The sequence below is a fragment of the Flexilinea flocculi genome, from assembly GCF_001192795.1.
Taxonomy (GTDB): domain Bacteria; phylum Chloroflexota; class Anaerolineae; order Anaerolineales; family Anaerolineaceae; genus Flexilinea; species Flexilinea flocculi.
The window spans coordinates 79,215-103,666 of the sequence record NZ_DF968181.1 but is presented as its reverse complement, the minus strand read 5'-3'; the positions used below and the strand labels follow the sequence as shown (position 1 = coordinate 103,666).

The window sequence follows — 24,452 nt, the reverse complement described above, 5'->3', positions numbered from 1 at the left end:
TTGAAAGGCTACGCTATTTTTGGATTCATTGATAGAAAACGAATTGCATAACAGTAATTTCAAAAATAGACTTGCTATTCGAATCAATCATTAAGTATTTGCTGTCGCAATGGTTGTAAGCAAAACACAAAGCCATCACTACGATAAAGAACCCTCCCCATATTTCGAATAGTGGATTGCATGATCATCACAAACGCGAAAACAAAATCCGCACGCAACACAGAGCGTTGCATCGATATTCCTTGCGTCATGATCGGATCCGGAAATTGCTTCTGTCGGGCATACCGATTGGCAGCGACCGCAAGCGCTGCATGAATTGATATCAATTGAATAAACTGTTAATGTAGGGCATTGTCCGCCGGGGCATTCACCCGTGCAGTGCGCCTCATACTCTGCATAAAATGAATTCAACGACGATAAAACCATGATGGGCACATTTTTTCCGAAATTACATTTTGCCGCATTTTGCATCTGGGTGGCAATTTCTTTTAAACGGACCAGTGTCAATTTGTCAGCCTTATTATGAATTAACAAATCCATCAAGCCGATCATCTGCGGAATACCTGCCAGACAGGCTGTGCAACGTCCACAGGATTCTTTTTCTGCGAACTTTAATCGTTTTTGCACTTCCTGAACAATACAGGTGTTTTCCGGAAAACTGTGAATTACGGAACCCAGAAATGATCTGCCACCTTCAAGCGATATGAAATCATAGGGGGTATTCAGATGATCTGCGGGGAGGATCGCCCCAAAGGGAGCACCAATTTGCACTGCCTTGATCGGATGACCCGCTGGAACACTGCCGATTTTTTCTACCAGTGTTTTCAAGGATGTTCCTAGCTGAATTTCTGCATAACCGCTATGACGGACAGCACCGGTCAGAGAAACCAGCGTTGTACCCCCGCTTTGTGCTGTCCCCATCCTGGAAAACCATTCTCCGCCATGATTCAGTATGGGAGGAATACTGCCCCATGTCTTGACATTACAGATAACCGTTGGCTTTCCCCACAAACCGGAAACAGCTGGGTAAGGAGGTTTCTTTCGCGGTTCACCAACAAATCCCTCAATAGAATGAATCAGATTCATTTCTTCGCCGGTTATATATGCGCTTGCAGCCAGTTGAATAACAATTTGAAAATGAAAGCCGCTGTTTAAAATATTGTTTCCAATCAGCCCGTGCTCAGCTGCTTCTTTAACAGCTTTCTCCATCCTTTTCACCGCACTCGAATATTTGTTTCGGATATAAATATATCCTTTGGAAGCCTGAACTGCATAGGCGCCGATGATCAAACCTTCCAGAATCAAATGTGGATTGGAACTCATCAATGCCTGGTCTTCCATCGAGCCAGGATCGCCCGCATCACCATTTACAATCACATATTTTGTTTCACTTGCCGTGGATCGGCAAATATCCAGCTTTTTCCAGGTTGGAAAGCCGGCGCCGCCTCTTCCCCGTAAATTGGATTTTTTGATTTCCTCAATCACCTGGTTTGGATCAGAAGATAGGACATTCGCCAATGCCTGATAGCCACCATGCCGGATGTAATCCTCCAAAGATTCCGGATCCAAATCCATCACAGATTCGGTCAAGACGCGGGTTTGATATTGAAAAAAGGGGATTTCTCTTTCAAGAGGAATTAGCTTCTGATTTTCCGGATTCCGATATAACAGAGAACGGATTAAATTTCCCTTGAGCAGTGTTTCTTCAATGATTTGCTGAACATCAGCCGGTCTGACTTTAACATACAGGATTCTGGAAGGCAGCAGCATGACCAGCGGTCCTTGTCCGCAGAAACCGCTGCAGCCGACCTGCTTGAGCCTCACATTGGTCTCCATATGCATAGAAGTCAGGACACGATGAAATTCTTCAAAAACTTTCTGTCCATTCTGAATGCTGCAACCATCACCTGAACAGATCGAGATGCAAGGAAGATGATCTTCCGTTTTAAGATTTGGAAACCATTCTTCAAGCAAAGAAAAACCGGTATTGTTCTCACGTTTTATGGTTAACGTATCTTCTTTTTGTATAGCGTCATCCGGTTTGGATTCAGATGAAATTTCAGTTGCCCCTTGATCTGAGATTGCAGAGTCCAAAAAAAGATGGGAAACGGTTAAATATTCCGCCTCATAGGCATTAGCTGGCCTTCTTTCAGTAATGGTTTTAGGATCATCTTTTGAAGAAAAACTGGGGGTAACTTTCTCATTTTTAAATGCTGCCGCTGTCCCCGTTTCAAATTCAGAAATTCGATCCAATCCCAGTTGATCGACCTCATGAGGAGGTCTGATCTTCAAGGAACCGGGGATCAGAATCGGCAGCAAATCCGGACAAACAATCATTCGCGTTTCAAGACAGTCATCCATTCGCATCAAAGGATCGTGCTCGGCGTCAAATGAAAAGGAGTGCATCCGAATATAATCTGAACTTGAATCAGCGCTTTTTTCAGCTTGTTGATCAGCCGCAATTTTCTCTTCATGATCAGCAGCAACAGCCTGTTTATCGGAAATCGGAACAGCGGATGGGTGAACAGAATCCACCGGCAGATGAGATGAATCCTGCGGCTCTTTGAAGACAGACGATTCATTCTGCAAAACATCCGCTTTCTTTTCGGACTTTTTTTTATTTTTGGATTTCTTCTTAATCTTGCGAACACCCAGAATGAAAGCACCCATTAAAGCGCTGCCGATTGTGTTTTTTTGAGAATCTGATAATTGCGTATGGCTCGTCGATTTCGTTTCGTCTTCTGCAGCAGAAAGAGGATCCGCAAAAAACAATCCTGTTTTTTTTAGTTCTGCCACAAAATGATCGATAATCGGATCGACTTCATCCAAATGAACCTGCGTAAACGATTGATTCGTTGGAGAAAGAATTACCACAGGACTGAATTCCGAAATGCCACTGATGGGAGTCTCCATCATATCCACGTTGATTTTAACTCTCCGTTTCTTGACAGCTTTTTCAAAAGCTTTTAGAAGATTTACTTCTTCAAGCCCCTCTCCATTTTCGAATAAACATATCGTGACCGTCGGTTTTGCAGGATCATGATCCTGATACATTTGACGCGTCAATTGGTTTAATAAATCAGACGATTGCTCTTGATCATTCATTTTTTTTATTTCTTTTCAGTCGTTGATTGGCTAAGGACTTACGCCTGTCCTTTTCATCTTTTTTTGTCGGGGACAAATCCCAGGCTTTTCGGTCAGCGATTCGAAATATGGACAATCTTTCCAAATAAATAGAGAAAGATTGTAGTTGTGTTGGTTTTACGCGAAGCGTAAAACTAACACAACTACAAGTAATTCTTCCCATATTTAATATTGCTGTTTTTCGGTAAAGTTGGTTCAATAAAAAATTCTGACAAAATTTTATCCGCTTTTTCGGCGGTTACAGCGATGTAAACCTGGTTGTTAACAATCATAATCGGTCCGAATCCGCATAAACCCTGGCAGGGAATCGATTCGACAGAATATATTTCCTGCCCAACGCTCATTTTTTTTCTGGTTTCAAACATCAGTTTCATTTTTTCCATTAAATAATGACTGCCTTTATCGTTGCAAGTAAAGCCATCACAAATACGAATAACATTTTTCTTCCTGGGATCCGAAGTGAAGTCGTCATAGAAATTAAGTATCTTCAAAATCTGAAGCCGGGTAGCAGAAAATTTTTGTGACAGGACAGGATACGCTTCCTCAGGGATGCTGCCAAATGTTTCATGGATCTTCAATAATGCCGGAATCAATCCGCCCGGATCTGAAGCATAGCGTTCCACGATCTCATCGATAATTTTTTTGCTGCCTTTCATTACATACTCCGTTACTTCATTATCGAATTCGTATTTTTAAACAGGCAAATACGAATAGTGGCGGGAATCCTTGTCTTATTTTCAGGTCAGTCATAATATCGAAATATTGCCGATGTTACTCTTTTATGAAGGGCAATGTAATCTTACTTTTCCTCCGAAAAGGCACAGCGGAAACCGCGGCTGTTTGAGATGGATGTCGCATAATTACCGGATCGAACAGAGACTCGCAAATACCAGTCTCTGCTGCCAAAGGATCCACCGCGAAGAACTCGGTAATCTCCATTTTCCGGTCCCTTCGGATTGGAAATCAATGCAGTACCGATATCCTGATAATAGGTTGCTGAATACCAATCAGAAACCCATTCCCAGACGTTTCCAGCCATATCCAATACACCATAAGGACTTTTTCCAGCCAGATATTTTCCGACCTCAACCGTATCACCAATTTGGTTATCAAAATTAACACGATACTCATCCGGTGAAATGTTCCCCCAAGGATAGATTCGATCATCATTTCCTTTTGCAGCTTTTTCCCACTCTGCTTCTGTAGGAAGGCGTTTCCCCTTCCAATTGCAGAAAGCATTTGCCTGATTCCAGTCGACATTGACCACCGGATAATTTGCATAAGCTGGATTTTGAAAATAATCTGAACGGCTTTTACTGCTCTGATCCGCCGGCTCTGAACAACTACCGGAATCAACACATCGTTGATAAGCTTGATTGGTCACTGGTGTCTTATCAATCCAAAAATCATGTAACCAGACTTCATGCAGCGGTTTTTCATCAGCATGCGCATCTGCAGCATCGGATCCCATCATGAAATTTCCCGCAGGAATTTTAACCATCCCGGATGTTACTGGAATTTCACTGGCTTCCGCTTGATTGCCTGCAGCGTTCGGTTCGGAGTCAGTTAATGGGGGAATTGTCCATAATATTAAAGGTGTTTGAGTTGGCTGGATTGTTTCAGTCGGACGCGGCGTTGCAGAAGGAGTAATCCATTTCGCTAAAAGGAGCAATTCTTTCTCAGAACGCGTCCACTCATGCTGCAGTGTCTCTGCCCGATCTTTCAAATCTGAGGAATAAGAATCCAAACCAGTAATCGTTTCTTCTAAAGCGGCAATTTGACGGTTATGAATCCCACTTTCCGCAGTTTGTTTCATCTGCATCATTCCAATTTGTTTTTGGGTATGATTATAAAAAGCATACCAAATAATTGAAGCTGAGATCAGCCCAATAGTAATCCCATAGAATAACATCCAGCCAATACCTTTTTTTTCTTTTCTATTTTTACGACGCAGCAACTTAATCCGGTGAGCAGACGGGATCACCACCGGTGCATCATCTTCAGGTAATTCTGTTTTATCAATCGGATGGATGGAATTCGAATCGTTATGTTCAGCTTGTTTTTCTTTTTCTTCCATCGAACCTGTCCTAATTCTCAGGATTTTTTTACATCGCTCTCATTTTACTGCAAATCATGCCGCGGATCTTTTTCCACAGTAATTCAAAAAATAAAAAGAATTCATTGTTGTTCTTAAGAGGATCGCAACTACAACGCTGCACAAGTTTTTTCGATAGAATCGAGAAATGGATGATTTTTAAACTACTGCCGCAGGATACCGGAATAAGAACAATTCATTGAATGAGATTATGCTTTTCTATTATAAGGAAAGCATAATCTCATTTTATCCGATTTTCTACTGAATTAATCCACAAATCAGCAATTCGAAATATGGGGAGGATTCTTAATTGTTGTAAAGTTTTTGCGCTTCACGCAAAAACTTTACAAAAACATTTTTTCCATAGATTCGAATGTCAAGTCAATAATTCGAATTACTGTTCATAAAAGACAGCGATTCGAAATATCGGATGAATTTTTTCGAATCGCTGATCTAAGAACGATAACCGGATTAATTCCGGTTCAAATCAGATACTTATTGAACGACGATGGAGACCGGTGCGGACACGAGATTCTGCTGCGGTATTTCAAGTTTCCAGCTATAGACTCCCGGATTGATCGTTTCGGTCGGAATATAATACGCCTCACCGCCTGTACAATTCACTCCGCTTTCACCACAGATCAACGGACCAAAAACCACTTCCTGCCCATCGGATCGAGTCAATCGAATCTTGTAATAAATCAGATTCACCGAGGGCGTGCCTCCTCCATCCGGTACTTTCCAGCGGAAAAGCGGCCGGGTGGGTACCGTCTCACCTTCCATCGGACTGAGGGTCAGTATCTGAGAGCTTTCACCGACACTGAATACCAGACGCGCAGCTTGCCCAGGTACACCCTGCCCGGATAATGGCGTTACTTCAATCTGGTAATTCAATGCTTCCGGAATCACCGTGAATCGAAGTGTACAGGTAGCGCCATCGCACCAGGACGCATCCCGCGGTTTGCTCGTGTCCAGCAGAACTTCCTGCTGTGATCCCCATAACTTGATCTTAAAAGACAGAACTGCTGATCCCGGATCTGTCCATTGGATTTCTGGTGCTGTCTTCGGAATCGATCCACCGTTTTCGGGCTTAATAAATCGGATCGCTTCAGCCGGCAAGACGATCGAGAAGTTGGCGCTGGCAGATCCCCACAGAACTCCGGCTGTTGTTCCGCCGGATATCTTCCACGAATACAACCCGTTTCCAGGGAACTTGAATCCCGGCGCAAAGTAGCAATAATCATAGTTGCAGTTTGCTTTGTCTACCGGAACATCCAGCAGTACGATTCCGTTTGCATCGTAGGCAGTCAGCCAATAGGCTCCGGCACCCGTTATTGCGCGCCAGATAAATGTCGGAATATCAGTCTGAATCGCTCCGACAGGGTATGTCGGTGTCGGATAGGTATTGGCATAGGTTGGCGGCTGCCATCCGCTCGCACATGTCGAACAGATTATTGAGAATTGCAGCGGATTCGACCAATGGCTGACGGACGTCTCGCTGTAGCCGCGAACTGACCAGTAGTAATTGCCGGTCGGCAGTTTCAAATCCACCGAGATGGCACAACGTTCTGCATCACAGGTGAAACCTTCCACATTCCAGGAGCGATCCATCATCACTTCACCCGATGAAGAATCATTGACACGGATCCGATATTCATACACCTCATCTTCGACGTTGGAAAACTCAAAGCGGATCTGTGCCGGATCATCCAATTGTCCATTCGGAAGATATCCTTCCGGTGTGTTGATGTTCGGATTCACCTGGAATTCCATCGGAGACGAGTTTGTTGAACCAATCGCATTGGTTGCGATCACATACCAGGAATATTTCCCTTCGGAAGGCAGCGTTGTCGCAATCGTGCAATGACCGCCCAAACAACTGGCATCGGAAGCCGACAGGTTCAGCTCACCGCTTCCGCCCGCTTCCAACGTCCACACCACCTTATAAGACTCAGCGGCGGATGATGGCTGCCAGGTAAAACTTAAGGATCTTGTCGGATGCTCTCCACTCGGACTTTCCAGTACCGGTATCGATGGAGCTGTATCTGCTGACAGAATTGTAAATGAGATCGGATCGGTATTAAGATCTACTCCTCCTAAACTTCCGAAAATCTGCCAGGTGTAATTTCCAGGAGATAACGTCCTTTGATATTGACATAGTCCTTCGGAACAAGAATACATTTGCATTAACCAATAGCCATTCTCCTTGAATGAAAAATTGGGTTCCTCATCAGTACTTTCGCTGACCTCATATCCCCACACAAAGTTGATCACGCCGGGAGAACTGGAAAAGCCTGTGTTCGGTGATATCGGAGTGATAGACTCCAGAACAGCATCCTCTCCACCTAGGGGCAGCGTAGGGATCTCGTAAAACGGTAAATCTTCCAGAACACCGATTTCCCATTCCGGGATCGGCGTAGGGATCTCGTAAAACGGCAAATCCTCAATTAATCCGATATTCCAGGTTGGAACCGCTGTTGCAATCGGAAATACCGGTTCAAATGGCATCACTTGCCAGACTGGCTCCGGTTCCGGCGGAGGCGGTGGAGGAGGCGGAGGCGGTGGAGGAGGTGGAGCCGTTGCGATCGGCACTATCGGTTGGATCGGTATCCTTTCCACTATATTGAATTTTGGCGTCGGCGTCGGGGTGGCAGTCTTTGCTAAAAAAAGCTGATTGGGAATCTTGATCGTCAAGTTGTCGCGTGCTTGACTGATAATTCCACTATCAGCAAAAAGAAACATGAGAATGATCAGTAAAAACAGACCTGATCGAAATTTATTTTTCATAGACCCTCCAATCTTGAAATCCAATTTGCTGTTACATTTCTTTCTGACTGTCTTTTTCCATACCAAGCAACTTAAAATTTGAACTTACTTTTCGAATAAAGAAAGAAATCTTGTAGATGCGATGTTTTTGCGCGAAGGGCAAAAACATCACATCTACACATAATCCTCTCCGTATTTCGGATTAATATTCCATTCCGGGTTGGCAGGGAAAAGGTTTTGTTCCTCCTTATAAATGGTTTATCATCCGGTTTAGACAGTTCATGTTAACTTCATTATCCGATTTTCCAGTTGTTTATACAATAGAAAATAATTCCTCAAACAGGACAAGAATGGATAACTGATGTATAAAATTCCATTGCATCAGAAATAAAAAAGACTCATCTTCCGCTGTCCCTTTCACGGGAGATCCGGAATGAATGAGTCTTTCTTTTATATCAGCTGCGTCTAATTTTGGTCTATGTTCTGCGAATAAAATATCCTACTCGACCGTGATCAAAGCCGGTTCGCTGGAAGCATTGAGCTCAGGACTATGCACAGTCCAGGAATAAGATCCGGAGGGCAAAGAATCAGAAGGAATGAAAAAGGCTTCATTCTCGGTGCAAGTCAGCCCGGATTTGCCGCAAGAGATCGGACCAATCTGCGCTGTATTGCCATCTGAACCGGTCACCTGGATAACAAACGTTATAGTCTCCTCAGGGGACTGCGGGATTTTCCATCGGAAAAGCGGTCTTGGCTGAACTACCGAATTGTCCTTCGGATAGATGATTTCAATCGTCTGTGAAACATCGGACACTGTGAAGTTTAAAGAAGCCGATGCAGCCTGTGCTCCATAGGTGGAATTCGGAGTCACCTCAATTCGATACTGTCCGGCGGGGATGGAAGTAAATTCCAGCGTACATTGTGTGCCGTCACACCACAACGTTCCCCGATCCATCGTTGTATTCAGCAAAACCTGGTTGCTGCTGTCATAGATGACAACTGTAAAATTTTCAACCAACGATCCGGCATCGGTCCATAGAATGGAAGAACCACTTGTCCCGATCACACCGCCATCGACAGGACGGATAAAGGAAATCGCCTTAGGAGCATCTACCAGCGTAAACGTCGTACTGGCAGATCCCCAGGTTACACCTGTGTTTGTTCCACCGGCTACCAGCCAGGAATAATTCCCGGCTGCCGGCAGCGAAAATCCGGGAGAAAACGTGCAGGTTTCATAATTGCAGATCGAGCTGTCGCTCGTATTGTTGTAGAGCACTTTTCCACTGGCATCATACAGCGTGATCCAATAGAAATTCGCGCCGGTCAGCGTCCGCCATTGGAAAACAGGAATCAGGTCTGATATCGTACCAGTAGGGCTGACCGGAGTCGGTACTGTATTGGTCTGAAAAGCAGATACTGTTGGAGATACCGGATTGGTGTAAGCGGAGGTTCCTGTGGAACCGGTACTGTAACCGCAAGTTGTGCAATAAACATAAAATCCAAGCTCATTTGACCAGTTGCTGGCGGAGTTATCGCTATATCCGCGAACACGCCAAACATAATTTCCGCCGGGCAGGAATGTATCGGTGGTGATCGAACATTGGTTCGCTTCGCAGGAAATCTCATCGACGCTCCAATAGCGATCCATCACAACGCGTGAAGAATAGACATCCAGCACCCGGATCCGATATTCTTTGACGTTATCCTGAACGTCAGTAAAAGTAAACGTTGTAAACCGATTGTCGTATACGGTACCGGATGGAGAATAGGCGTCCGGCGTTGAAATGTTGGAATTTAACGTGAAATCGATCGTGTCCGAATTGACCGTACCTTCCGTATTGATTGCGGCGACATACCAATGGTATTCCCCTTCAAATGGCAGTGTGGTTGAAACTGCACAGCGTCCCCCGCCGCAGCTTGCATCCGAAGCGGCAAGCGTCAGATTTCCGGAATCGCCGTTGTCCGAATTCCAATAAACCGTATAATTTTCCGCATTGGCGGCTGGATTCCAATAGAAAGTTAAAGTCCTTGAAAAATTATCATATCCTCTCGGGCTGACCGGATTGGGTTTGTCCGGCACCGCCATGAATGCCGGTTCGGCAGCGGCTGCAAAAAAATTTCCTGTCACACTGATAACAATGATCCATACAACGATCGCGATTTTAAGTTGATTTTTCATATGCACCTTCCTGTTGGTAAAACGAGATTCAGGAGATTTTTGTTTCACTCCTCCCTAAAAATTTTCGTTGATGATTGACTCATCTTTCCATTATATCCTCTGCCGATGAATCGAAATATGGAGCCAGCAATTCGTAATATGGAATGACTTTTCGAATAGAGAAAGAGAATTTTTTTTGTTCTAATGGTTTTGCGCTTCGCGCAAAACCATTAGAACAAAAAAAATTCTTCTCATATTTCTAATTGCAAAATATGGAGTGGCTTCCTGGTTGTTATCGTATGCTTGCGCTTTGCGCAAGCATACGATAACAACCAATTTTCTCTATTCATTCAAAGGGCGTTTCCCGGCAATACAGTGCGATCAGCTCATTGCGGGTATCAACATGCAGTTTTTTCTTGGCTTCCTTGATGTGATAATTGACGGTATCCGTACTGATTCGCATGGCGACCGCAATCTGACTGGCAGATTCACCACATGCCAGGCGCCGCACGATCTTTATTTGCTGAGGAGTCAACAGATGGAACAAGGTCTCCTGGCTCTGACCATAGATGACAAACAAGCCGTCGATCTGCAGCACCTTTGGCGTTTCGTAGCGGAATGGAAATTTCCATTGATGATCCTCCATTTTTTTTAAGATTTCGTCCTTTGAGGCATCGGTTTTGCTGAAAAGCACATTCGTTTCGTCGCATATGTAAATCAATTGTGTCATTTTTATCCTGAATTATTTAGAATTATTGTTCTATTATTTTTTTATTAAAATATAGAACACTTTTACTTGCCTGTCAATGTGCTTTTTGGCATTTTTCAGAAACAATAATTCGAAATAATAATCAATACAGTGCTTATCTATCTGCCGTGTTATGAATCTTTTTGTCTAATAATATGGATTTAAACAAAAAACAGACTGCAAAGAGTCTGTTTTCTTTTCCCCGGCTAAAGGTTTTTTGTCGGGGCACTGAGATTTGAACTCAGGACCTCTTGCACCCCATGCAAGCGCGCTAGCCGGGCTGCGCTATGCCCCGTACAACGTTACCTATTATACTCGCTTTTTCTGTTTCGACAAGGAAAATGCCTGGACGCCAGGAATTCGAAAATGGGCGTGAATTGAATCTGATTTTCATTTGCTTTATAAAACAAAAGATTCATTCATTTCTAGCCTCAAACAGCGTCCCCAAATTACACTTATTTTTCAAAATTGCATAGTAGTTTGATTTTTAAGTGTTATTTTTAACAATAATTACAAATTAGAACAAATTAACAAATACTTCAAAAATTTAGCCACGCTTAATTCGAAATAAATTCAGAAATTCTCCAATATAGGAACGGTAATTTTTCATTTTTTCCAATTTTATTCATCCACTACGATATTTCCATCATCCATTTTCTCAAGGGCATATTCGATACTTTGAACTACCAAATAGTTCAATGAAATGTTATTCTCTATAGCAAGCTGCTCCATCTTATCTACCAAATTTTCAGGAATACGAAACGTTTTAGTAATAGATTGGTATCCTGTTTTACGACAAACTTATTCATTTCCTTTTTCCTTTTTCTAAAAACGATTTGCGAATTTTTATATATTATTTTAGTTCATTTTATAATCATTTTGCAAATAATATTTTTCAATTGTAATAATTATTTGTAATTTTAAATAGATTCGTTAAACGAATAATTATTATCCATCGAAAAATTATTTGGATAAATGTTCAGGTCAATCCTATTATTTTTGATTTATTCTGAAATAATACCAATTTTCATAATCAGACCAATTCAAGAAAAAATCTAAATATTTGGCTACGATCGGATTCTCAGTAAAGCAAATGTACTCTTTTGTTTGATATTATTTCTTTCATTTAAATTTCAAAATAAACAATTCTAAACTCTTCCTTATGTAATCCGTGATTTACTTCGTACCACTCAGCTTCATTTCGCCATTTATATCTTTCAAATTGGAAAGCGCCCATAGGTAGTGAAAACCAGTCATCGCCAGGATTCGTTTCAAATATCAACTTATAAGGATCATTTTTCCCACCAATCATAGAATAAACACATCTGTTTGTATGAACAGTTTTTTCACCTTTTTCATCAGGCGTTGCGATATTGAAAGCTGATTCAAGTTGTTTCTTCATTATTTTGATCTTGGCTTTCTTTATTTCGATATCGTTGTTCATAATTTTCCTCCAAAATAAAAATACTAATATAAAAAAAAGAGGACGTCTAATGACATCCCCTTATCCAAGAAGGCTGGACTAATTAGGGGTTGTTCCATATTATGCAAGTTGTGGAATAGCCCCATTTTTTCTTCCAAAATTAATGAAAATATTGAACTTGCACAGGATTAAAATCCAATCTAAAAATTGCGACAAAAAATCTCTTAGCCTTTTAGCTAAGTTCAGAACTACAAAATACAGAGCAATCATGACCTTGCATGTATGTTCAGTCTTTCCTTTGATACAATCCATTCCATAGAACCGTTTCCCTTCACCAAATTTGCCTTCAACAGCATTCCGTTTTCTGGAATCCATTTGGGCAATTTTTCTTTCCGCTTTCTCCTGATTGACCTGTTTTCTGCCAAGTTTTGGCCCACTCAGTCGTATTCCTAATTCAGCACATTTTCGCCGGTTTTCTTTTGTTCGATAGATTTGATCTGCCAGAACAGCTTCCGGATAATGCCCCGTGCGAAGTTTATACGCTTCTATCTGTGACCAAAGGTCTTCACTTTCATTGTAGGAATCGAATTGGACGCGATCCAAATATGAATACCCATCAATTACGCTGATCGATATCTTTGCTCCGAATTCTGTTTTATTTTTTGCTTTTCCCCGGACAATCGGACGAATGTATGGCTGTGAAATGCTGACAATCCGGTTTTCGACATTATGCTTTTTTGCGCGATACATTTCCTCCTGTTGTTGATATACCAGACGAGTTGTCTCCAATTCCCTTTTTTGTTTCTCACTCAATAATTCAATTAAACCCGGCTCTTTTTCCAGCATCTGATCGATAGTTTTGAAATTCCTCCTGACATAGCCGATTTGTGCTTTTATTGCATTTCGGATCGCTCTTTGACTTGGATTCCGGTTCTTTGCAAACATCAAATACTTTTTTCGGGCAGTTTTTCGATAAGTCCTTGGTTTCTTTTTCCGTTCGCTGCTTCCAGCATACATGATGTCGATGATTTTTTCCTGCTTTTCCCTTCCTTCATTCAATAGATCGGTATCTTTCGGATATCGTATATCGGAGGGTACGCAAGTTGCATCAATTATCAGTTCGCCCTTGTTGTCACCTTTTCTCTCATCATCGCTCTTTTTTCCAGCCGTATTTGAATTTTCTCCGGGACGTCCGATTTCCTCAATCAGTCCCATAATCATCCCCAGATCGATCCTGTCTCGCCATTTGCTCAACATACTGTAACTGAATGGCAGCTCAAATTCAAACCTTTCCAACCCGATAAAGTATTGTAAGTACGGACTTTCCACAATTGCTTCTATCGTTTTCCGATCTGACAAATCCATCATTCGCTGGATTATCAACGTCCCCAATCCCATTCTTACCGGATGCGCTGTGTGCCGGGATTTCTCAGAAAATTGTTTGGCATATTCTTTTTCAAAACTATCCCATGGGATGATTTCTGCTAATCTTACCCATCGGTTTTCCGGATTTAAATTCCGATCGAATTGATACCACTGAGCGGTTTTACACAAATCTTGCTGTTGATTCTTTCGCAGATACATCGGCTTTTCTTTCTGATTGATGCAAGGTTTTTTGGTTCTTTTTGCTTTTTTCCGTGCACTAATTGTATCAGAAAGATCCTTTTTTATCCAATTTTACTCGTAGTTTTATGCCATCCTTAACAAATATTTCCTTTAGGAACAACCCCNNTAGGGGTTGTTCCATATTATGCAAGTTGTGGAATAGCCCCATTTTTTCTTCCAAAATTAATGAAAATATTGAACTTGCACAGGATTAAAATCCAATCTAAAAATTGCGACAAAAAATCTCTTAGCCTTTTAGCTAAGTTCAGAACTACAAAATACAGAGCAATCATGACCTTGCATGTATGTTCAGTCTTTCCTTTGATACAATCCATTCCATAGAACCGTTTCCCTTCACCAAATTTGCCTTCAACAGCATTCCGTTTTCTGGAATCCATTTGGGCAATTTTTCTTTCCGCTTTCTCCTGATTGACCTGTTTTCTGCCAAGTTTTGGCCCACTCAGTCGTATTCCTAATTCAGCACATTTTCGCCGGTTTTCTTTTGTTCGATAGATTTGATCTGCCAGAACAGCTTCCGGATAATGCCCCGTGCGAAGTTTATACGCTTCTATCTGTGACCAAAGGTCTTCACTTTCATTGTAGGAATCGAATTGGACGCGATCCAAATATGAATACCCATCAATTACGCTGATCGATATCTTTGCTCCGAATTCTGTTTTATTTTTTGCTTTTCCCCGGACAATCGGACGAATGTATGGCTGTGAAATGCTGACAATCCGGTTTTCGACATTATGCTTTTTTGCGCGATACATTTCCTCCTGTTGTTGATATACCAGACGAGTTGTCTCCAATTCCCTTTTTTGTTTCTCACTCAATAATTCAATTAAACCCGGCTCTTTTTCCAGCATCTGATCGATAGTTTTGAAATTCCTCCTGACATAGCCGATTTGTGCTTTTATTGCATTTCGGATCGCTCTTTGACTTGGATTCCGGTTCTTTGCAAACATCAAATACTTTTTTCGGGCAGTTTTTCGATAAGTCCTTGGTTTCTTTTTCCGTTCGCTGCTTCCAGCATACATGATGTCGATGATTTTTTCCTGCTTTTCCCTTCCTTCATTCAATAGATCGGTATCTTTCGGATATCGTATATCGGAGGGTACGCAAGTTGCATCAATTATCAGTTCGCCCTTGTTGTCACCTTTTCTCTCATCATCGCTCTTTTTTCCAGCCGTATTTGAATTTTCTCCGGGACGTCCGATTTCCTCAATCAGTCCCATAATCATCCCCAGATCGATCCTGTCTCGCCATTTGCTCAACATACTGTAACTGAATGGCAGCTCAAATTCAAACCTTTCCAACCCGATAAAGTATTGTAAGTACGGACTTTCCACAATTGCTTCTATCGTTTTCCGATCTGACAAATCCATCATTCGCTGGATTATCAACGTCCCCAATCCCATTCTTACCGGATGCGCTGTGTGCCGGGATTTCTCAGAAAATTGTTTGGCATATTCTTTTTCAAAACTATCCCATGGGATGATTTCTGCTAATCTTACCCATCGGTTTTCCGGATTTAAATTCCGATCGAATTGATACCACTGAGCGGTTTTACACAAATCTTGCTGTTGATTCTTTCGCAGATACATCGGCTTTTCTTTCTGATTGATGCAAGGTTTTTTGGTTCTTTTTGCTTTTTTCCGTGCACTAATTGTATCAGAAAGATCCTTTTTTATCCAATTTTACTCGTAGTTTTATGCCATCCTTAACAAATATTTCCTTTAGGAACAACCCCTAATTAAATTATACGTTTTTTTCTCGTAATTTTCAAACCACCCAGGAATTCGAAACAGAAGCGTGAATTGAAAAAGTATAGTAACGACTTGCGGAAAAAGCACCTATTCGATTCGCCAAACAAATTTGGCAATCTTATATTTGGAGCTCCTGGGCATATTGGTAGGAAATGATTTCACCGTCTTTCGTATTTCGATACCCATTTTCCTGGTGGGAGAAATCCTGGATTTGTCGGGCACTATATTTTTGGAATTTATTCTTGACAAATGCGAGAGCCGCCAGCTCAGAAGTGGAGAAAACAGTCAAATCAGGCTCGTTACTGGTGTAGACTTCGCCAACAAAATCGCCAAAAGCTTGTTCCTCGCTTGTTATTTGTTTGTCCCAATCCAAAATTGCAGTCAGCCAGGTATTAAATTGATCAGGAACTGGACCGTAATAGGCGTGGGCATAACGAGCACCGGAAATTGAAACACCATTCTCTTTAAAGTGTTTAAAATCCGCATAGAACAGCAGTTTATTGAGCTTTGTCTTTAAAACCTGATCTTTATAACAGAAAAATTTGATAGCCTGGAACAGCTTATTGGCATTAAAGCGAATGAATCCGCTCAATAAGCTCGGAGAATAACTGCCGAATTGCTCAATCGCTTCTTCAAGCAAATCACCACAATCTTGTTCTTTTTCCTGGAGACGTTGAACGATCCGATTCCTGTTATGTTCGGAAAGCAATTCTGGCTTTTTTTCCAGAATTTGTAACAAATTAGCCGATTGCATACTCAATCGAATAACCTGATCATGTGCTTCAGATTGCAGAGCCCCATTTTCATATCGATTTAAAGAAGCGATTCCAATTCCAAGAATTTCACTCAATTCTTTTTGAGTGAGCCCTAATTCCTTGCGATATTTTTTGATCTCTTCCGGCTGCACCATTCCTTTTCTATTTCGATATTCGCGATAGGCTGCATCCAATGGATCATAATCGGGGCGGGGAATTTCAAAATCCTCACCACATTCTTCACAATGATAATACTCCATATGAACAGGGATCATTTCACCCCGGATGACGATCTCTTCAAGTTTGTCCACAAATTTTTGTTCAGTTACTTTTTCGCAATTTGGACAAAATGCGTTCATTGTTTCGCCTCTTCTTCTTTACTCATTACAGATACTTTTTTCATCTTCGAAGCGGGTAATTCAAAGGGTATTCTGAAAGATGGAATGAATAACACACAGCCCGATCATTCCCGTTGTTATAAGTAACAATCTTAAGTTTGATGTAAATCTCATTTGAATCGATGTTTTTGCCAAAAATCCAATAATAACCAGGATGATACTCATCGGGATTGGGGCCAGAAGAATAATCCTCCATTGCAACCGAAAGAATTATTTCGTCACGGATTCTGGAAGTAATTCCCAAATTTTTCAGTGTTTGGACGTTTTTATGATGTTCTTTGACAAAATAGTAACCTTGACCCATCAGTTCCTTAAAGTCTTTCAGGAAAATAAGGATTTGACGACGTAGTTCTTCTTCAGAAAAACCTTCCATGTACGCCTCAATGATTGATCTTCTTAAGGTCTAACGTTAGTATATCAAATGATAAATATCTTGTCAATATTTATCATTTGATAAATACTAAATCAATCCCATTGATGAATTAAAAAAGTAAATGCAACAAAAATGGAAATTAAGTCCGAATAGAAGTGCATATAATTTGTAAAATTATTATTAATTCAGGGAAAGAATGATATGGCTTTATGTTGTTTAGCGCCGGACACAGCCTCCTGCTGATATGATCCCGAATGACTCAGGAAAATATCAGCAGGAGTAAAAGAACGCTATTTTGCCAGTTCGTACATCGCCATCGTACAGATCACACAATGGTCGATGAAGGCGTCGATGGTGACGTGTTCATCGACATTATGCACATTGGAGGGTTCAGCTCCCGGAAATTCCGGACCAAAGGCTACGAATTGCTTCCCGAGCGCCTTGGCATAAGTGCCGCCGCCGATAGTAAACGCATCTGCATTTTGATCTCCTGTGACATCACGATAAACCTGCAGAAGTTTTTTGACCACTTCGCTGTCTTTTGGAACATAATGCGGTTCAGAACATTCAACAAGCTGATACTGCAAACCAAAACGCGCTGTCATGGCTTCATACTTGCTTTTCAATTCACTTAATGAGCTGGTTACCGGATAACGGATATCAATGCCAAGCCAGCTCGCGTCAGCAGTCATTTCGATATAGCCCAAATTCAGACTTAACCCGCCGGAAATCTCATCCCGGTATGCTAATCCAAGCGTTGCGCCATCCGGTTCTCGGCGAATCTGATCACGCACAAAGAACAGCATGCTGCCTGCCTTTTCCCCCAGGAAACGGCACAGGATGATGGATGTCGACACAATGGCATTGACGCCTATTTCCGGCGTACTGCCGTGCGCTGCCAGTCCTTTGACCACCAGGATGACATTTCCATCGGCATCGGTTGTTACTTCAGCATCATACCCCAGCGTGTCCTCAGATTGGATGGAATCTTTCAGCGCCTGTGCAGATACTTTTGAACCGTCGAGTTTGGTAATGCACTCGGAACAGACTGCATTGAAAGCGACACCGCCTTTTATCTCCAAAATCGGAGTCTCTTCCGCAGCAAAATGTAATTTCGTCCAGAAATTACCTTTTTCTCCATAGATCAACGGATACTCCGCATCGGGTGTAAATCCCATCGCTGGCACCGGACGATGCGCAGCATAATACTTCATACAGGAAGAGCCCTGTTCTTCATTGGTCCCGATGATAAGACGAATATTTCGTTTGATCGGCAGACCAAGATCACGGATAATCCGCATACCGTATAAAGCAGCGGTTACGGCGCCCTTGTTATCCAGCACACCGCGGCCATACAGGCGATTATCCTTGATGACCAGTTCAAATGGATCGGTAGCCCAGCCTTTTCCTGCCGGAACAATATCCAGGTGTGCCAGCACACCGATGGATTCATCGAAATCGCCATATTCAATCGCTCCGGCGTAATTGTCGACATTATCGACTTTGAATCCATATTTTTCGCCCTGTTTCAGTGCAAGATCCAAAACACGAGCCGGTTCTGATCCAAACGGCAAACCGGGAGCCTCTTCACCACGCACACTGTTGACAGAAATAATTTCCGCTAAATCCTGAAACATTTCTTTTTGATAAGCCAAAAATTTTTCTCGAATTCGTTCTTTCATGTTCTTCATCCCCTCAAAGTGATAATTGAATTATATTCGATCAATTCAATCCGGCAGTCTTTTTATCAGCAATTCGAATTTTAGAAATACCTTTTACACAAATAGAGAACAAATGTTGTTGTGTTATTTTTCCGCTTCGCATAAAAAACATCACGCCAAAAAGTTTTTCCAGACGAATTCGAATACAAGTCTATATCTCGAATTACTGAAGAAAGATCTCCTCAGTGGTAAAATCTTTTCATGAATCCATTGCTTCGCAAGATTTCCAGAAAAATTCCCAATCCAATTCTCAGCCGATTGATATACCTTTATACATCGGGTATCAAATCCGCACTCTTTCGGAAACCCCAGTTCAAAGATGAAGTCTTGCAGGAAATGGCTTTTTATGTAAATCAAGCCGCGCCAAAAAGGCTGCTGGTTGACGTGAGCCATCAGGTCTATTCCACACAAAAAAGCGGTATTCCGCGTGTTGTGAATAAAATCGCTGCCGCGCTCCTCCAGACAGATCAATCGGACTTTTCTTTTGAATTTGTGATGATCCTGAACGGAGAACTCTATACAGCGCGCAGATTTACGGAAAGAATTCTATCTCTCGAAACCGGTTCGCTGGGAATTGACGAGAAAATTGAAATACAAAGAGGGGATCAGATTCTGATCCTGGATAATGCATGGGACAAATTGCCTTCCTATCTGCCCTATTTTGAAAAGGTCAGATCGTTTCAGGGGAAAATCGGTACAGTCGTCAATGATCTTTTACCGACGCAGCACCCGGAATGGTTTCCAAAGGACTTTTTAGCGGTTTTTCTCAGTACTTTGCCGTTAATCTGCCAATGGAATGACATCCTTTTCTGTATCTCTCAGACAACCCGCAAAGACATGGCAGCATGGGTGCAACGAAACTGCCCGCAGGAAATCAGTCGCTTACAACTCCTTACCTTTACACAGGGAGCTGAAATCGGAGATACTGACACACAGAAATCGCCAATCCGGGAATCATTACAGCAATTTTTACAAAATGCAAAAGCTGAAAAAGCGTGCATATTCGTTCAGGTCAGTGTGATTCAGCCGAGAAAAGGCCAGGATTATGCGCTGGACGCCTTTGAGAAATTGTGGAGTCGAGACAAAAATTATCGTCTGATTTATGTCGGCAGCAAAGGCTGGATGGCAGATGAATTATACGAAAGGATTCTGAATCATCCGGAAGCGGGAAAACGGTTCTTCTATACAGGGAGAGCCTCCGAATCGGAGTTGGTTGAAATTTTGGATCAATCCACTGCGCTGATTTCACCCTCACGCGGAGAAGGATATGGACTGCCGGTGGTTGAAGCCGCATTGCGCGGTCTGCCGGTCCTTGTCAGCGATATACCGATATATCATGAAGTGGTCGGAGAAGGCGGATTGTTTTTCTCACTGGATAACACAGACACGCTCTGTGATTGTGTGTGCGAAATCAGCCAATGGACGGACGCAATGCGTAAAGAAAAAGCGGCAAAAGTACCTGTCGGAACCTGGCAACAAGGCGCAAACGAATTGCTTGCCGGTTATTTATGAGATCCATTTATGATTCAGTGTGGCAATTTATGAAACAGAAAATTTATGAAAACTGGGTTGAAATCGATTTAGAAGCGATTCGAACAAATATTCGCCTGATTCGCAAGATATCCGGCTGTCCGGTAATCGCAGTCATTAAGGCAAATGCCTATGGTCATGGCGTCTTATCGGTTGCGCAGGCAGCCATGGATGCCGGAAGCAATTTTTTTGCTGTCGCACGGTTTTGCGAAGCGATGGAACTGAGGAATGCGGGATTTCAAAATCCGATTCTGCTTTTCGGAAGATTGTCCCCGAAAGATGCAGTTCAAGCAGCTCATGAAAAAATCCGGGCTGCCATCTTTTGCCGGGAACAAATTACCGAACTGTCGGAAGTCCTTCATACATCCGGTCAAAAATTACTCGTTCATGCAAAAGTAGACACAGGCATGGGACGGCTCGGAATACCCTCTGAATCCGGGTTGGAACTGGTACAGGCAATACACGACACACCAGAGCTGGAAATTGAGGGGCTGTATTCGCATTTTGCACGAGCCGATGAAACAGAACCGGCAACAACCAATCTGCAGATCGAACGATTTGATCGGCTTGTCGACCAGCTGACAAAAAACGATCTGCGTCCAAAAATCGTGCACACTGCAAACTCAGCCGGCGCCTTATTTCACCCTGCTGCCTGCCGTTATGACATGGTTCGCGGAGGAATTGCAATCTACGGGTTAAATCCCTCATCGCAAACCAGACTGCCTGCAGAATTTCGCCCGGCTTTATCCTGGAAAGCTCAAATCATTTCGATAAAAACGCTGCCATCCGGATCAGGTATCAGCTACGGGCACAAATACGTGACAAAATCTGATGGTCAACGGATCGGCGTCATCCCTGTCGGATATGCGGACGGATTTCGCCGAATTGCCGGAAACGTTGTTTTAGCTGGAGGGCAACGCGTTCCTGTTTTAGGCAATGTTTGCATGGATCAGTGCATGATTGATTTGAACCCGGTGCCAGACGTTCAACCTGGCGATGAGGTCATTCTCATTGGAACGCAAGGCGATGAAAGCATAACGGCTGATGAAGTCGCTGATCGCTGGGGAACGATTAACTATGAAGTAACCTGCGGGGTTTCCAACCGCGTAAAACGTATGTATTTTTAATAAGCAGCAACTCGAAATACCAACTGTCCCTTCAAATAAAGCGAGAAAAAATTATTGTTCTAATTTTAATGATTAATTAACAAGGATTCATTTTGGCAAATTCACTCTATCGATGGAATCTCTATCCCGATATTCCGCTGGAAATATCGGAAGCGTTATCCGCATACCCGCGAATACAAAGAAAACTGCTTTTCAACCGAGGAATACGCACAGCGTTAGATGCCAGTATTTTTCTCAGACAGGAAGGATCTTTGTATGATCCTTTTCTGCTGGATGATATGGACAAAGCGGTAAAAACCATTTTTTCTGTGATTCAAAGCGGCAACGCCATCGCTATTTATGGCGATTATGATGTCGATGGCGTTACTGCAACCAGTTTGCTGGTTCAGGTCTTGCGAAAATATCATGCGAATGTACGGGGGTATATTCCGAATCGATTTGAAGAAGGATACGGTGTGAATATGGATGCCGTTCAGATCCTGCATGATGAACAAATCCAGTTAATGATCACGGTAGATTGCGGAATTCGATCTGCAAAAGAGACCGACTTTGCCAAATCGTTGGGGATGGAGGTTATCATATCAGACCACCATGAGCCTTCGGATGAGCTGCCGACTGCAGCCGCTGCAATTCTCTGTCCGAAAAAGACCACGGATTCCTATCCGGATAAAAATTTAGCAGGTGTCGGATTGGCGTACAAAATCGCCGAAGCCATGCTGAAAACCAAACCGATTGAAGGAGTTTCTGCAGATGACTGGCTGGATCTGGTAGCAATTGGTACTGTCGCAGACATGGTTCCGCTGATCCATGAAAATCGAAGTCTGGTTAAAAAAGGGCTCCAAAAATTGCAGCAAAGCACCAAACCCGGGATTCAGGCGCTCGCTGATGTTTCGGGTCTCAAATTATCCAATATGAAAGCTTCCCATATCGGATTTGCGTTAGGACCGCGCTTGAATGCAGCCGGCAGACTGGAAACGGCAAAACTTTCCTTTGATTTGCTGATGAGCGAAAATTACGAAGATGCCTGCAATTTTGCCCGCGCATTGGATGAACAGAATAAATTCCGGCAGGAATTAACGAAAGTCACTCAGGAAAATGTCATCCGCAAGATTGATTCAGAAAATATCCCGCACTTGATCGCTGCTTCAGATCCGGCGTTCAATATGGGGATTGTCGGATTGGTTGCATCCAGATTGACCGAAAAATACTATCGGCCGGCAATCGTCGGCGCCAGCGGTGAAGAATTCACCCGGGCTTCTTGCAGAAGTATACCGGAATTTCATATTACGCATGCCCTGGATCAATGCGCTGATTTACTCGAACGGCACGGCGGTCATGCCATGGCGGCAGGATTGACCGTGAAGAATAAAAACTGGGAAACGCTGATTTCTCGACTTTTTGAAATCGCTCAGAATGAATTAAACGGGAAGGACCTTTGCCCATCTAAAACGGCTGATTTAGAAATATCGCTGGATTACTTACAGGGATTTGTCCTGGATCAGATAGCGGAAATGGAACCATTTGGTTACAGTAATCCGGAGGCTGTTTTTATCGTCAAAAATCTTCAAGTGAAATCCGCCCGGTCTGTCGGAACAGATCAAAATCATTTACGCCTTTCATTGATTTCGGACAACAATCTCAGTATTGATGGCATTGCGTTCAGACAATCCAGTTGGGCTGAAGATATGCCTGCGAAAATTGATGTGCTGTGTTATTTTGAAAAAAATGTCTGGCATGACAGGGAAAACTACCAACTGAATATCCTCGATATTCGTCCTTCCGACGATAAAGGAAAAAACGGCCAATAAAAAAACAGATCCATGAATGGAAGGCTCCATTTATGAATCTGCGATTCGAAATATGAGAAAGATTATTTGTTATCGTGTTGTTTTTGCACAGAGTGCAAAAACAACACGATAACAGGCTTTATTAAATTTTGAATTATGGATATTCATCCGAAAAAATCAGAACGGCTTTCCGGTTCAATCAATCGATAAAGCGATATTTAATCAGCGTCCAAACAGCGATAAAACCATCCCGAGCTTTAATTTTTTTCCCTTCGGTATAATAGCGGGGAGTAAATTCAATCGGAACTTCATATAAACGAAAACCGCGTTTCAACACCTTCGCAGTAAACTCCGGCTCAAAATCGAAACTGTGCGCATGAAGCGGGATATCACGGATCATAGAAACTTTGAATAATTTATAACCGGTTTCCATGTCCGACAAAATATTGTTATAAAGAATATTTGTCAGAAATGTCAGCAGGCGATTCGCCACCATATTCCAGAATAAAATCGGTCTTCGGGCTCCGCCCAGAAAACGCGATCCATAAACCACATCGGCGACACCGTCCTCGATTGGTTTAATCAGTTTCGGATAACAATTCGGGTCATATTCTAAATCGGCATCCTGGATAATTGCATATTCACAGCGCGCATGTTGAATCCCTTTTCTGACAGCGGCGCCTTTCCCTTCATTCTTCTCACTTGTAATAACTCGTACCAGCGGATCCGATGCATATCCTTTTAAAATTTCTTTTGTCCCATCGGTTGATCCATCATCCACCACTAATATTTCAGAGGCCAAGTTTGTTGCTTTAACCCTGGAAATAATCTCTTTCAGCGTTTTTTCTTCATTCAGAACTGGAATTATGACAGTTAAGTCCATGAGCAGCCTTTCCACTTTCAAAGTTGCTGTTAGTATAATCGAAAAAAATAAGACGGAAAAGGTCATCCTCGGAGACCCAGTAATTCGAAATATTAACTTACTAAGCAAATCAATCGGATAAAACGTATTGTTATAATGAATCATCAACATATTTTGAATTGCTGAAAATT

16 protein-coding genes and 1 tRNA gene are annotated in these 24,452 nt (G+C 42.4%); 3 read left to right on the top strand and 14 right to left on the bottom strand.

What is annotated here, in order from left to right; genetic code table 11:
• Positions 1-138: 138 nt before the first annotated feature.
• From ATC1_RS05430 to pepV, 13 genes are all read right to left on the bottom strand, one after another.
• Positions 139-3,105: an NADH-ubiquinone oxidoreductase-F iron-sulfur binding region domain-containing protein gene (locus tag ATC1_RS05430; RefSeq protein WP_062279125.1), complete on the bottom strand. Its 2,967-nt coding sequence runs from the start codon at positions 3,103-3,105 to the stop codon at positions 139-141.
• Positions 3,106-3,287: 182 nt separating this feature from the next.
• Positions 3,288-3,800, bottom strand: coding sequence for an NADH-quinone oxidoreductase subunit NuoE family protein (locus ATC1_RS05425; protein ID WP_062279123.1), 513 nt, complete (start codon positions 3,798-3,800; stop codon positions 3,288-3,290).
• 143 nt (positions 3,801-3,943) lie between these two features.
• The gene (locus ATC1_RS05420) at positions 3,944-5,221 is read right to left on the bottom strand and encodes a formylglycine-generating enzyme family protein (protein ID WP_062279122.1); all 1,278 of its coding nucleotides are present in this window, start codon (positions 5,219-5,221) and stop codon (positions 3,944-3,946) included.
• 513 nt (positions 5,222-5,734) lie between these two features.
• Entirely contained in the window at positions 5,735-8,026 is a 2,292-nt protein-coding gene (locus ATC1_RS14815; RefSeq protein ID WP_062279120.1) for a hypothetical protein, read from the bottom strand.
• 478 nt (positions 8,027-8,504) lie between these two features.
• Positions 8,505-10,184, bottom strand: coding sequence for a hypothetical protein (locus ATC1_RS05410; RefSeq protein WP_062279118.1), 1,680 nt, complete (start codon positions 10,182-10,184; stop codon positions 8,505-8,507).
• Positions 10,185-10,509: 325 nt separating this feature from the next.
• Complete coding sequence (locus ATC1_RS05405) at positions 10,510-10,893, bottom strand: helix-turn-helix transcriptional regulator (protein WP_062279116.1); 384 nt, start codon at positions 10,891-10,893, stop codon at positions 10,510-10,512.
• A gap of 238 nt (positions 10,894-11,131) precedes the next feature.
• Positions 11,132-11,206 (bottom strand) — tRNA-Pro (locus ATC1_RS05400).
• An 831-nt stretch (positions 11,207-12,037) separates the two neighbouring features.
• Positions 12,038-12,355 (bottom strand): hypothetical protein, encoded by a 318-nt coding sequence (locus ATC1_RS05395; protein ID WP_062279114.1) that lies wholly within the window; start codon positions 12,353-12,355, stop codon positions 12,038-12,040.
• 99 nt (positions 12,356-12,454) lie between these two features.
• Positions 12,455-13,918 carry an IS5 family transposase gene (locus ATC1_RS05390; protein WP_062277905.1) on the bottom strand — a complete coding sequence of 488 codons (1,464 nt, stop codon included), beginning with the start codon at positions 13,916-13,918 and terminating at the stop codon, positions 12,455-12,457.
• A gap of 164 nt (positions 13,919-14,082) precedes the next feature.
• Complete coding sequence (locus ATC1_RS05385) at positions 14,083-15,546, bottom strand: IS5 family transposase (protein WP_062277905.1); 1,464 nt, start codon at positions 15,544-15,546, stop codon at positions 14,083-14,085.
• 280 nt (positions 15,547-15,826) lie between these two features.
• Positions 15,827-16,822 carry a type II TA system antitoxin MqsA family protein gene (locus tag ATC1_RS05380; RefSeq protein WP_062279112.1) on the bottom strand — a complete coding sequence of 332 codons (996 nt, stop codon included), beginning with the start codon at positions 16,820-16,822 and terminating at the stop codon, positions 15,827-15,829.
• Positions 16,823-16,862: 40 nt separating this feature from the next.
• A complete protein-coding gene (locus ATC1_RS05375; RefSeq protein WP_062279110.1) occupies positions 16,863-17,234 on the bottom strand; it encodes a type II toxin-antitoxin system MqsR family toxin in 372 nt (123 codons plus the stop codon).
• A gap of 290 nt (positions 17,235-17,524) precedes the next feature.
• On the bottom strand, positions 17,525-18,916 hold the full coding sequence (pepV, locus tag ATC1_RS05370; protein ID WP_062279108.1) for a dipeptidase PepV: 1,392 nt from the start codon (positions 18,914-18,916) through the stop codon (positions 17,525-17,527).
• A 240-nt stretch (positions 18,917-19,156) separates the two neighbouring features.
• Here pepV and ATC1_RS05365 point away from each other — a divergent pair, with 240 nt between their 5' ends.
• The 3 genes from ATC1_RS05365 to recJ all read left to right on the top strand — a co-directional run bounded on the left by ATC1_RS05365 (position 19,157) and on the right by recJ (position 23,420).
• A complete protein-coding gene (locus ATC1_RS05365; RefSeq protein WP_062279106.1) occupies positions 19,157-20,467 on the top strand; it encodes a glycosyltransferase family 4 protein in 1,311 nt (436 codons plus the stop codon).
• Positions 20,468-20,496: 29 nt separating this feature from the next.
• Positions 20,497-21,612, top strand: a complete 1,116-nt coding sequence (alr, locus tag ATC1_RS05360) for an alanine racemase (protein WP_062279104.1) — start codon at positions 20,497-20,499, stop codon at positions 21,610-21,612.
• A gap of 92 nt (positions 21,613-21,704) precedes the next feature.
• Positions 21,705-23,420, top strand: a complete 1,716-nt coding sequence (gene recJ, locus ATC1_RS05355) for a single-stranded-DNA-specific exonuclease RecJ (protein WP_062279102.1) — start codon at positions 21,705-21,707, stop codon at positions 23,418-23,420.
• A 178-nt stretch (positions 23,421-23,598) separates the two neighbouring features.
• Here the strand turns inward: recJ and ATC1_RS05350 are convergent, their stop codons facing one another.
• Positions 23,599-24,282: a glycosyltransferase family 2 protein gene (locus ATC1_RS05350; protein ID WP_062283940.1), complete on the bottom strand. Its 684-nt coding sequence runs from the start codon at positions 24,280-24,282 to the stop codon at positions 23,599-23,601.
• Positions 24,283-24,452 lie beyond the last annotated feature (170 nt).